Source organism: Dictyobacter alpinus, from assembly GCF_003967575.1.
GTDB lineage: Bacteria > Chloroflexota > Ktedonobacteria > Ktedonobacterales > Ktedonobacteraceae > Dictyobacter > Dictyobacter alpinus.
Window position 1 is genome coordinate 2,727,097 of sequence record NZ_BIFT01000001.1, and the last position, 12,772, is coordinate 2,739,868.

Genomic DNA, 12,772 nt, shown 5'->3' on the forward strand with positions numbered 1-12,772 from the left:
ATTTCTACTATAACAAAAACCTTTACAAGTGCGAAAAAATAATATCCTTTACGTTGTGTTCGTACGATAAAAAGAGGTCCCCTCTCGCAATGAGAGGGGACCTCTTTGTGTTCTGGCGGCTGGTAGTTAGCGTGTGCGTAATTCCTGGAGGGTGGCCAGGCGTTCGCGAGCGATGGAGCTACCAGGACTGACTTTGGCCAGGTTGCGGTAGACGCGGCTGGCCTGCTCGTATTCACCGACCGATTGATAGGTCTGACCGAGCATGTCGTAGGCGTCGAAGTTTGAGCGATCAATGGTGATCAACTGCTGTAGCGCTGCGACCGCTTCTTTGACCTGCTGGGTTTCGAAGTAGTGGCGGGCAATCTGGCCCTGGTATTTGGCAGCATCCTGATTGCGTCCTAGCTGCAGACAGAAGCCAACCACTTCGCGCAAGAGATCCATTGAGTCAGGACTGAGTTCAGCGGCCCGGAACAGGCTGGTAAGGGCCTCTTCGGTGTCTCCCATTTCGGCATAGATATTACCGATGCGCTGGACCGATTCGCCGGCTTGCTCTAGTTTACCCTGCCGTAGATAGATGTCAGCGAGCAGGCGTAGTTCCGCCATACCTTCATCCAGTAATCCACGACTGACATAGATATCAGCGAGCTCATCGTGGGCACGTGGATCCTGGGGAGCCAGGCGCACCATTTCTTTGAGGACATTGATCGCATTATCGGTCTGACGATTATTGCGATAATGCTTAACCATGTCCTGATACTCTTGCAGGGCACCTGGGATATCACCCTGGCGGGCAGAGATCTCGGCCATGCTTGAAGCTACTTCATCCTGGGCTGGTTTGACACGCTGTAACTGACGCAGAATAGCCTGCATTTGCTCCTGTTGTCCTGTGCGTCCATAGGCTTTGGCTAGCTGGGTAGAAATCTCTACCTCTGGAGCGCGATGCTCTTCACCCTCTTCTCGGGGTCGAGCCGCCCAGGTTGCGGGATCCAGGGATTGTGGAGCTTGACGCACTGCCTGAAGCGCTTTCTCCAATTGCTGGATGGCGGCCTCTGGTTTGCCTTGAGAGAGTAGCGCCTGGGCCGAACTAACCCTGGCAAAGGTCTCAACATGGCTATCGCGGGTCGCCTGATTATATTCTTCGACCGCGCGATCATAATATCCACACTGCTGATAGATCTGTCCCAGTGAGAAATGGACATCGGCGTTATTTGGATAGATCTCGGCGCTCTGGGCATACTCGCGCACTACACCCTGCGCCTGTTTCTGACCTTCACCACGCAACTGCCAGCGGATACGCGACAGAACTTCAAGTGATGTCCCGCGTGGGGTTCCCATACTGGTGATCATCGCCACATGCCAGCGCACAAGGGCTGTCAAATTACGAGGATCAATTTGTAGTACACGCTGGTATTCAGCGACCGCCTGCTGGCTCCGGCCAAGTTTTTGTAAGGCCAGCGCATAGTTCAGGCGGGTAGGAACACTGGTTGGACTCTCCTGAAGCGCCTGCTCCAGTTCGGTCATGGCCCGATCCATGTAGCCAAGGCGTAGATAGGATTCCGCGGCCAGCGTGCGCTCGCGCAAGAGATCTTCTTTATGTCCCTGATTCGAGAGCATGGTGATCAGGCGCGTGCGATAAGTAATATTGTTTGGCTCAAGCTGTAGAATACGTCGATAGGTAGCGATCGCATCATCGATGCGGCCATTCACGATATAGGTATCAACCAGGATAGCGTATTTGGTGATAGCCTGCTCAATCTTGCCCTGACGAACATAGATTTCACATAGTACCTGGTGTACATCCAGATATTGGGGCGCGATATCGATAACACGCAGACATTCTTCCGTGGCTGGTGTGAGCAAGCCATGATTGATATACTTTTGGATGTCCTGCATCGAACGGACAACCTGCAAGCGAATGTTTTCAGGCAGGTTCGCCGTACTTGCCAGCACAGCATCCGCGACCTGTCCCATTCCGCCGTTACGGGTACCAGCCATCTGGTTGAGGAGATCCTCAAAGGCTGGTCGCTGTTCCTGCTGGGCACGCGCTGGTGCAGCTGGGACCATCAACTGTGGCTCTTCAAAGACTGGTGCTGCCTGTGGTACCGGCGGCAAGGCTTGCGGCACTGGCGCGGGTGTTGGCGGCACCATTGGCTGGGCGGGAGGTGCGGCTAGATCCAGTGGCTGTGATGGCACTGGCGCAATATATGGCTCAGGCTGTGCGGTCGGAGGAGGCAGTGGTTGGGACTGCCGTGGTGGCTGTTGCACAGGTGGTTGCTGTACCGGCTGTGGAACCGGAGGAGGCAATGGTTGAGACTGCTGTGGCTTGGGAGCTATCAGATCCTCTAATTCCTGTGACAGCACACGTGTCGAATTCGGCTTCGCCTCATCAGTTAACCAGGAAGGGGCTGAAGTTTCAGCCGCAGGTTGCTGAGGATTGGGCGCTAGCGTCTCAGGATTCGCCTGTGGTGCGGGTGCGGGAGGAACTGGCTGTTGCGGCGCGGCAGGTTTAGCCGCCTGCGACTTCTCAGAATCATTCAAGATACCTGTCAGCCAGTCTGGTAATTCGCCAACTGAGCTATTCTGATTAGGCGCGACAGTATTATTATTGGCAGCTCCGGCAATGCTATTGGCACTGATTTCCATCGTAGGAGCTTCCGGCACCTGTGAGTCAGGGAATGAAGGCTGATTGGTCTGCGGAGCTTGCGTCATACCCGCAGGTGGAGGAGTCGAAGTCCTGGTTGGTGCCGATGCCCCCTGGGCCTGCTGCAACATATATTCAACCTGTGCAACTTTATCGTTCCAACCACGGCTACGTAAGAAACCGAGCAGCGCATTATATACTGTCAGCGCCTGCTCCTGCTCACCCAATAGACGATGTGCCTCTGCGGCCTCCTGACAGAGCTGGACCAGCTGATCCGATTCCTCGGCCGTCAACGCATCCAGATTTACCCGATCGACCGCCTCATCAAAATGGACGGTGGCGGTACGTAGATCGCCACGGGCCCGATAACACTGTCCTAATGCATAATAGCAAGACAACGCATAATCAGGATCATTCAGAAGATGCTGAAACTGCTGAATTGCCTCATCCCAGCGCTGCTGTTCCTGGTAAAGCCAACCTAAAAAATAGCGGGCATCTGGTCGATCAAAGCCACTTTCCAGGATCTGCTCACAGAGGTCAATAGCATCATTGAACCGGCCCTGGTTTTGAAATGTTTGCGCCTGCTGCAATGCCCCTGTGACCTGGTTGGCGTTAATTCTGTTGCGAGGGGCCGAATTCATTCCATTCCCACCGGCCATTGCTGCCTGTGGACCTGGATTGTTTCCCCCACCATAATTGCCCGCGCTACCCATGTTACCCATGATGCCAGTATTCCCTCCGCTTGTATTTCCCGATGGTACAGATCCGTTGAATGCCGCAGGATCGTTTGTCCTTGATTGTGCATTCGCAGGATGATCAGTACCAGTTTCTGAACGAATTGATGAAATTGTTGCTCCGGCACTCTCATAAGATGCCAGTGAGCGAGCGCCCCCTGACAATATTTGAGAGAGCAACTGCTGTGCCTGAATATTTGATGCATCGGCACGTAAAACTTCTTCACAATGCATACGTGCAGGGTCAGTTTCATTTCTGAGCAGATATCCCTGGGCCGCCGCTAAGCGCTCCTGCAACATCAAGGAGATATCCTTCTTCTCGAAATAATAGCTTGCGAGCCGCTCATGTGGTTCTGGATTACCTGGCGATAACTGAACTGCTTTCTGCCAGGCTGCTTCCGCCCGTGCGCCCTGACCGGCCTGTGAGTAGAGGTCCGCCAGGTGTAAATAAGCCTGGTAGGCATCATCACGCCTGTTCAAAATGCCGTACAATTCGGCGGTCTTGCTCAGAGCAATGACGTTGCTGGGGTCGCGCTGTAAAATATGTTCATATTCGCGGAGCGCCTGTTGCCATTGCTTCATTTGCATATGGCAAAACCCTAGACCACTACGTGCTGTTGCATCTTCTGGGAACTCGGCAAGTGCTTTCTGGTATTCTTGCATTGCTTCGGCCCAGTGACTATCCCAACGATGATGATCGGCCGCATTAATGGCTGCACTAAAGTCTTGTCTGTTCCCTGACATGAAAGGTTCACTTTCTCGATTGAGCGTACAAGGCAGCGACGCTCCTAATGCTCACATCAATGCAAGGCGTGCACTACAGATGGTGCCTGACAGATTTGGTCTAGTCAAAACTAGGGTACAACACTTCGCTGGCATGGACACGCATTTTGGGACTAAAGTACTGTGCATTCCTGTATCTTTGTGTACAGTGGTGCCTACTCTATCACCTTTATTTGTGCCCATGCCCGCTAGCTATTAGCGGTAGTTAATGAAATCCAAAGGAATCGGGTAGTCTGTCTGTCTCAGCAAGGAAATGACTGCCTGCAGCTCATCGCGACTCTTGGCCGTAACACGCACCGCATCGCCTTGTATCTGTGTGCGTATCTTCGGATGTGCATCACGAATCAGCTTACTAATTTCCTTCGCTTGTTCCTGCGTGATACCTTGCTGTAACTCTATCACCTGACGTACACGACCGCCAGCCGCACTCTCCTCTTTACCTGGTTTAAAGATCTTCAGAGATAACTTACGGCGTATTGCTTTGGACTCAAGGATATCGCGTACACTTTTCAGTGAGATCTCGCTATCCGTCGTAATAGTGATAGTGTCTTTTGCCTGCACGATGTCCGTCTTGGTATCCTTGAGATCAAAGCGATTCTGGACATCCCGCCGTGTTTGATCAATTGCATTGAGCAATTCTTGCTCATCAAATTGCGACACTATATCGAATGAACTGTCACCCGCCATAAAAATCCTCTCTTTAACTTGCAAATTGGTACAAAATGGCTAGCAGAGGAATGCGCTACGCCTTTTATTGATCGGACTTAGTCTCTACCTTCTCAGGCATTGTAGCGCATTTCGCCTCTTGTTTCCACTTTATCCCCCAAGTGGCACGCTCCTGATGGTTTGAGCCACGGGTATATAACCATGCTATAGTACAATGAAATTGCCGGGGAATACAACACATAGCCCCGAGCCTTATTCCCGACACATCTCACCTGAAGCTATTTCAGACCCTACATGGTCATGGTTGGTGATCCAGTTTTGGATGGAAAAACGTGACCAGCGGGCCGAGCGTACGTCGAGTGAGCGCCACACGCGAGGCCGCACTGCTGAGTTTACGTGAGTCAACGTGCTAGAAAGAGGCGCAGTGCTGTGGCGCCTACACGAATCATGCTTATTGGTGCCGCATTATCTTGGAACGTGTGTGAGGGAACGCTCAATTATCCCCGTTCCCGGACGAACAGGATCACGAAACATGGTTGGTGTAGGCGCCACAGGCATGCGATGCTCTCTTAGCACGTATCGCCTTTGAGCAAACCGCATGCCGGCCTCGCGTGTGGCGCTCACTCGACGTACGCTCGGTCCGCTTCACACTGATGCGCTCACTCCCAGCGAACTACTCTTCAAGCCAATACATCTCGCTGTGTGAGATGATCAATAGTCTTCAAAGTGGTCGTAGCGGCTGCTCGTGTGTGATTCGGGGACGAGAAAGTTGGCGTTGATATTTTCTTTTTGGAGGACCTGACGGATCGTTTGGTAGTTGATTTTGCTGGCGGTATCGAAGGGGATGATCAGCGTTTTGGGTCCAATCTTGCTGACTTGCATACTCATCAGGGTGCTGTTTTTGCTCAGGCTGGTAGTTACTTCTTCGTTGGGTAGCTCCAGGAGCACAACCTGGGTTACGGTGGCCTGTTTATATTGTTTGGCCCAGTCACGCAGGGTGTAGGTGATATTCTGCGGCAGCTCTTTATGGTTGGCTTCGGCGAGGGTCTTCATGATCTCGTCGATGCTCAGGCCGTTCTGCATGGCTTTTAGCAACGCACCCTGGGTCAATACGAGGGTACTCGCCATCTGGAGCTGCTTGATCTGGGTGAATGGCAGAAACTTGTAGAGTGTAGGAAAATCTGCTTCTAGCAGGAGAATCTCATAGTTGGGCTGGACTATGACAGCTTTGTTCGTGGCGGCCGCTCTTTCTTTGGGCACCTTCGTTTTCGTTTTCGCTTTTGTGAGCGCCTGCTGACCCAGCTCGGTAATGCGGTATCCTGTCTGTTTAAAGACCAACAAGTTTGGCTCTTTCATGGGTTGATGACCAAAATCAGCGATCCCCATTTCCACGATGGTGGAAAAAAACATATTCAGGAAAATAGAGGCATGATCGACAAGCCATTCATCATAGGTCTGAGTCTTACGTGAGCCACCACGTTCATACGTAGGCCGTAACTTATGGAGGGCGAACGCTGGATTTTCATCCCAGATCTCTTTGAGGAGATATTCCACTGAATACCATTCGCCGGCAGTGCGTCTGGATAGGTGTTCAAGCAGCACCTGACGCATTTTTAGTGTATGAGAGCCATAGGCATAGCCCCAGGAATAATCGTCGGCCATAAAGCGGTTGACTTCGGTCCAGGTATAGTTGTATTGCCATATCTCAAGCAGGACCCGCGTCTGCTCTACTGCATCCAGCTGGCTCCACTCTTTGAGGTAAGGGCCAGGAGTCAAATAGGGCTTGACGTTCTCAAAGGGTAGCTGTGTATATCTGTACAGTTTAAGTGTTTTCATGATATACAGCAGCATATCTATATAGATATCCTCGTCATCATAGGCAAGCCGTTCCTGGCCCTTGAGTAAAGGGCGTAGCTTTTTGACGATCCGCTTAGGGATATTCCTATTTTTTGTGGGCTCAATGGTGATCTGATAAATCGCATTGATCAGCGTCGCCACATCATAAAGGACCGCAGTTTCCGATGGGACGATCACCTCGGGTGCCGCAGCTAATATATCCTGCAATAGGATCCTCCTACGCTTCTACCGGATACTGTTCCAGGTAGCGAATTACTTCCCGCGTCAATTGGCTGGGGGTTGAGGCTCCGGCGGTAACGGCGATACGTTTTTTGCCTTTGAGCCATGCAGGATCTAGCTGGGAGAGATCCTCAATACGGACCGCAGGTACACCAGCTAATTCTTCCGAAACCTGGACCAGACGATTGGTATTATTACTGCGGGGATCTCCCACGACGACGGTCAGGTCGGCCCCTTTAGCCTGCGCGGCTACTGCTTCCTGACGTGTCTGTGTCGCGGCACAAATGTCGATATGCACCTCGGCATTGGGATAGCGCGCTTTCATATACTCAATGACGCGTCGTGTATCCCACTGGGAAAGGGTGGTCTGGGTTGAGATAGCGATCTTTTGCTCTTGTTCGGGAGTAAGTTGCAGGGCATCAACATCGGCCTCAACTTCGATCAGACTGGCATGACCGGGAATCTCGCCCATCACACCTTCTGGCTCGGGATGGCCTTTTTTGCCGACGTAGAGAATATAATAGCCGCGCGCAACCAGGTCCTTGACCAGATCATGGGTCTTGGTCACATCGGGACAGGTCGCGTCGATGCAGGTTAAGCCCCGCGCCTGTGCGCGGCGCTTGACATCTGGCGCGACACCATGGGCGGTAAAGATGACCGTTCCTTCTGTCACCTGCTCCAAAATTTCCACGCGGTTCGGACCATCCAATGTCACGACCCCTTGAGTGCTTAATTCTTCAATGGCGTGCCGATTATGGATAATCTGACCAATAATATGAATCGGACGAGGCAAGGTTGTATCTTTAGCGGCGTTGCGCGCCATCGTCAGCGCATCTACCACGCCATAGCAATAACCGCGAGGAGAAATTTTAATAACTTCCATTTTGTGTTTACTTCCAAACTGCTATAGATCGAGTTAATAGGCCCTCACTCACTAAGAGGGCCATTCTAATGTTCTATTATACACGTATATGGTGAGTGAATGAACTCGCATGCCAGATGTCCTAAGTAGAATTGATGGATCAAGAGGCCTTCATCTCAGTCTTACAAAGAATACGCTGTAGATCCGCTGGCGTATAGAGGCAGACCGCAGGCAGCAGTCCTGCCAGTTCTTCAACTGAAGTACTTGGCGCAAGGTCGAAGATCAGTAGTGGAGTACGTCTACCCGCACAACCTTTGGCGATATTCGCGGCACTTAGATAGGGAATGACTGTCCCTCCACCCTCAAACCTGGAGATGGTAGGTGTATAGATGAGCAATTGTACATATGGAAGAATGGTCGATACACGCTCCGCGGTATCTTCTTGATACACATACTTCATATGCTCTTGCCGTAATAGCTTGAGGTATGGGTAGCGCTGCTCGTCGGAACCGATTAATAATGCTGAGCGACCTTGTAATCCACCAAGGCAAGCTTCGGCAATAGACACCACCTCTGGTGCTATGTCTTGCACTGATTTTTCTCCTCTGGCGTGTAAATACTGCATTTTATGAGTCCGCGCTTTAATCCTATGAGCGAAGCTAACCGCGATGGAGTAGCCTTCACCGTGACCTTTTCCTAAGTAGCAGTGTCCTGCTATATTGTTCCTTCTATACATACTATAGCAAACTACGTCGAGTTGACATCGGGTGCGCGCCCTATTTTCTTCTACGGTGTAACACAGCTAATGGTAAGGAAATTCAGCAAAGTGTGAATATTCTGTGGGTTTTGCGGGCTCGGCCCGCAAAACCCACAGAATATTCACTGAGCGAGCGCTGCAAGCGCGAACTACGTGTATCTTGCAGCGCTGAGTCGTATATGCTAAGCTCTACTGGGATAGTCTCAGATGGCTATTCATTGAAAGTTACACAGAAATTGTGCATGGCCGTTTTGGATAGATATATGTGTATTAAGCGTCTAAAACTGTTATGCAGGTCAAACTAACAAGGATAAAACAACTATGCCCTACGAGATGGGTGAATATTATGAGCGGGTCAGCGATTATGACCTGGAGTATCAGAGTCAGTCAGAGCAAGATCTGCCTTTCTGGCGCGAATTGGTCATGCGTTACACACCTGAACGTGTACTTGAGCTGGCTTGTGGGAGTGGCCGTATTGGCCTCGATCTTTTACATAGTCCCGGTAAATTTTATCTTGAAGGCCTGGATATAGAGCAGGGAATGCTTGACTCTTATCAACGCAAGCTTTCCCGTGAACCCGAGGACATCCAGCAGCGTGTCCTGCTCCATCATGGAGATATGAGCGACTATGAGCTGGAACACAAAGGCCAGTTTGACCTGATTATCCTCCCTTTTAATTCTATCTGCCATCTCTATGAGATAGAACAACAGTTAGATGCCTTTCGCACTACATATGAACATCTGGCCCCCGGCGGTCATTTTGTTGTTGATACCTTTCTACCTGATATAGATTATCTCAGTGATGCCCTCAATCGTCCCTCCACAGTGTATCTTGAAGATGAGATAGAGTCATCGGATGGTGATTTTACCATGTTGCTCTACACGACCCGTAAATATGATGCGTATGAGCAGTTGCAGCATATTACCTGGACCCACGAGAAGTTTTTTACCAATGGTGAGAATGAGCGCTATCTTTCGAAGTTGGATATGCATCTCTTCTTTCCGCGTGAGTTGCAGATGCTGTTTATTACGACTGGCTTTAAAGTTGAGGCCATTTATGGCGACTATTTATGGAAGCCGTTTGGCAAAGGGACGCGCCAGATTGTCATTGGCCGCAAACCCAAAGATGCTTAAGGGATATCTGTCCTTTTTATAACACCTCGCGCCTTCGGCGCTCGAAAAGAATAAGTATTATGGAATGTGGCGGGATAGGCGACTGCGGTCGCCTATCCCGCCACATTCCATAATACTTATTTATGAGCTTGTAATGCTCATAGATATATCCAGTAGTTGACGCTCTCCCTGTTCAAGTGCTAGAATATATCCTAGTGAACAGGTCGGATTAATTAATGATATGATCAAGCGATACGCGAGAAGGGAGAGACCATCATGTTACGTGTGTCTACGAAGGGTGAGTATGGTGTACGAATCATGGTTGACCTTGCCCGTTACTACGGTGGTCGTCCTCGTTCTCTGACCGATATTTCTCAGGCCGAAACGTTACCGTTAGCTTATCTTGAACAACTGGTGAAGTTGCTACGAGAAGCGGACCCCCCTCTTGTGGTAAGTACACGTGGTGCACACGGCGGCTATAAACTTAGTCGCGACCCCGCAGAGATAACAATGGGTGAAGTGGTACGTGTTCTGGAAGGGCCTATTGCTCCAATGATTTGTGCGACAGAAGGAGAAATGACGCAGGTTTGTAATTTCATTGAGGCCTGTAAAACGAAATATCTATGGACAAAAGTGCGAGACGCAGTTGCGCAGACGCTAGATTCCATGACTTTAGCGGAACTTGCAGCAGTCTCTATGCATGACCAGGGTACTGCCGCACAATTTATTGCACTCTCTGACATTCATGTAGGTCTGGGTTCATCCGATGAACTCTGTCTACCTGCTAAGGATGGCGAAACTAAAGTTCGTCCCTTACCATAAAGGAAGGTTTTTTAAGGTATATGGCATCTGAACTAGTAATTAAAAATCTCCATGCCAATATTGAAGGCAAACCGATTTTGCGTGGCGTGAACCTTACAGTTCGACAGGGTGAGATACACGCATTGATGGGTCCTAACGGATCCGGTAAAAGCACCTTGTCCAATGTTATTATGGGCAATCCAAAATACGAAGTAACTGAAGGTGAAGTCTGGTTTAAAGGTGAGAACATCCTGGAGTATTCTCCAGATCGTCGTGCGCGTATGCGTCTCTTCCTGGCATTCCAGTATCCAATGTCGATTCCAGGTGTGAGTGTGGCTAACTTTTTGCGCCGCTCATTGGAAGCTGTACGTGAAGGCAATAAGCCTCTGGATGAAGGCGACAATCCTACCGGTAAAATGGGTAAACGTCGCGCGGTTCCACCAGGTGAGTTCCGCAAACTGCTGCAGGCGAAAATGAAACTGTTGCGTGTCGATAACAGCTTTATCAACCGCTCCATCAATGATGGCTTCTCCGGCGGTGAGAAGAAGCGCGCTGAAATCTTACAGATGGCCCTGCTAGAGCCTGAGATCGCCCTGATGGACGAGACAGACTCAGGTCTGGATATCGATGCTCTGCGCATCGTTTCTGAGAGCGTCAATGCTTTAACCGGACCGAACCTGGGTATCCTGTTGATCACGCACTATCAGCGTATGCTGAACTACATCAAACCTGACTATGTCCATGTCATGTTTAATGGCCGGATCGTCAAGTCGGGTGGTCGTGAGCTGGCTCTAGAGCTTGAGGAAAAAGGCTATGAGTGGCTGCGCCCTGTTGAGGAAGTAAGCGAGGAGACTGTTGATGCTTAACACGTTAGCTCCAGGGTTTTCCCGTGCGGCGATAGAAGAGCTGTCGCGTTACAAGGGGGAGCCTGAGTGGATGCTACAGTTGCGTCTACAGGCATGGGAAACCTACGAAAATACACCAGCCCCCCTGGGTCGCCGTGGTGACCTGGGAACGCTCAGGACCATTGCTGGCTTTAATTTCCAGCAGTTGCAGCCATTTACTCCAACGGAGAAAGATGCGATCCTGCCTGAGGCTATCCAGAGTTCTCTGCAGGCCTCTTTAGTCAATGAGCGCTCGGGCCTGATCGTTCAACTGGACTCAACGGTAGTACATACCGAGTTGAGTGCAGAACTGCAGCAGCAGGGTGTGATCCTGACCGACCTAGAGACAGCGGTGCGTGAGCATGCTGATCTGGTACGCGAACATTTTATGACGCACTGCGTGCCAGTTGCTAGCAGCAAGTATACCGCCCTGCATGCCGCATTCTGGACCGGCGGCTTCTTCCTCTATATTCCTAAAGGTGTAGAGATCGAGCAGCCTTTACTGGCGCAGTTGTGGGTAAACCAGCCACAGTCTGCTGTCTTCTCGCATTCATTGATCATTGCGGAAGAACAGAGTAGTGTACGTTTCGTACAGGAATATAACTCCAAGGTTGAGGGTGATATACCTTCTCTTCTCAGTGATGTCGTTGAGGTTATCGCCAAACGTGAGGCACGTGTCGAGTTCAGCAATCTACAGGATCTGGGCCGGAATATCTGGAACATTTCTAATAAGAATGCAACCTATGAAAACGATGCCAGTGTCACATTTGTCCTGGCCGATCTGGGTGCGAAAGTCAACCTGGAGACAATTGGAGCTGGCTTGCAGGGCAACGGTAGCGCGGGTGAACTGGTAGGTGTCTTCTTCACCGACCATGACCAGCGCTTTACAATCAAGACCCTGTCAGATCACATTGGTCTATCAACCAATGCCGAGACACTGGTTAAAGGTGTACTCACCGATAGCTCCCGTGTCGAGTTTGACGGCATGATCCGTGTGCGCCCAAACGCACAACAGACCGCCTCCTTCTTGTCCGCGCACGGTCTCTTGTTGAGCAAGAAGGCGCGTGGTGAGTTCATTCCAGGTCTGGAGATCGCCGCTAATGAGGTGAGTGCCAGCCATGGTGCTACCACCGGCCAGATTGATGAGGAGCAACTCTTCTACCTGATGGTTCGTGGTATTTCCCAACCGGAAGCCGAGCGTATCATCGTTCAAGGCTTCTTTGAGCCTGTTTTGCAACGTATTCCAGTGGAAAATCTGCGTGTACGCTTGCGTCGTAGCATCATCAGTCGTATGAGCGGTGCCTACGAGACCGAGGCCGATACCTGGGTCGACGCGCAAGAGCGCTGGGAGATCGAAGGCGTTGATGAACATGCAGTTAGTCTGGATGGCAATCCCGCCGATGATGAAATTCAACTTGCAGAATACTAATGCAATGTCTGTGTATACCTGTTGAG

At 50.7% G+C, this 12,772-nt stretch carries 9 protein-coding genes; 4 read left to right on the plus strand and 5 right to left on the minus strand.

The window, feature by feature from the left end:
- Positions 1-126 precede the first annotated feature (126 nt).
- The 5 genes from EL633_RS10805 to EL633_RS10825 form a co-directional block, all read right to left on the minus strand.
- Positions 127-4,119, minus strand: coding sequence for a tetratricopeptide repeat protein (locus EL633_RS10805; RefSeq protein ID WP_126627184.1), 3,993 nt, complete (start codon positions 4,117-4,119; stop codon positions 127-129).
- Positions 4,120-4,353: 234 nt separating this feature from the next.
- Positions 4,354-4,845 carry a YajQ family cyclic di-GMP-binding protein gene (locus EL633_RS10810; protein WP_126627185.1) on the minus strand — a complete coding sequence of 164 codons (492 nt, stop codon included), beginning with the start codon at positions 4,843-4,845 and terminating at the stop codon, positions 4,354-4,356.
- Between the two features lie 690 nt (positions 4,846-5,535).
- Entirely contained in the window at positions 5,536-6,888 is a 1,353-nt protein-coding gene (locus EL633_RS10815; RefSeq protein ID WP_126627186.1) for a helicase-associated domain-containing protein, read from the minus strand.
- A 10-nt stretch (positions 6,889-6,898) separates the two neighbouring features.
- Positions 6,899-7,783, minus strand: coding sequence for a 4-hydroxy-3-methylbut-2-enyl diphosphate reductase (locus EL633_RS10820; protein WP_126627187.1), 885 nt, complete (start codon positions 7,781-7,783; stop codon positions 6,899-6,901).
- Positions 7,784-7,922: 139 nt separating this feature from the next.
- Positions 7,923-8,354, minus strand: a complete 432-nt coding sequence (locus EL633_RS10825; protein ID WP_126627188.1) for a hypothetical protein — start codon at positions 8,352-8,354, stop codon at positions 7,923-7,925.
- Positions 8,355-8,840: 486 nt separating this feature from the next.
- Between EL633_RS10825 and EL633_RS10830 the strand changes: the two genes are divergently transcribed.
- The 4 genes from EL633_RS10830 (at position 8,841) to sufD (ending at position 12,746) form a co-directional block, all read left to right on the plus strand.
- Positions 8,841-9,653: a class I SAM-dependent methyltransferase gene (locus EL633_RS10830; RefSeq protein WP_126627189.1), complete on the plus strand. Its 813-nt coding sequence runs from the start codon at positions 8,841-8,843 to the stop codon at positions 9,651-9,653.
- A gap of 255 nt (positions 9,654-9,908) precedes the next feature.
- Entirely contained in the window at positions 9,909-10,454 is a 546-nt protein-coding gene (locus EL633_RS10835; protein ID WP_126627190.1) for an RrF2 family transcriptional regulator, read from the plus strand.
- A gap of 20 nt (positions 10,455-10,474) precedes the next feature.
- Positions 10,475-11,299 (plus strand): Fe-S cluster assembly ATPase SufC, encoded by an 825-nt coding sequence (sufC, locus tag EL633_RS10840; RefSeq protein ID WP_126627191.1) that lies wholly within the window; start codon positions 10,475-10,477, stop codon positions 11,297-11,299.
- A complete protein-coding gene (sufD, locus tag EL633_RS10845) occupies positions 11,292-12,746 on the plus strand; it encodes a Fe-S cluster assembly protein SufD (protein ID WP_126627192.1) in 1,455 nt (484 codons plus the stop codon). Before sufC ends, sufD begins: the two co-directional genes overlap by 8 nt.
- The last annotated feature ends 26 nt before the right edge of the window (positions 12,747-12,772 follow it).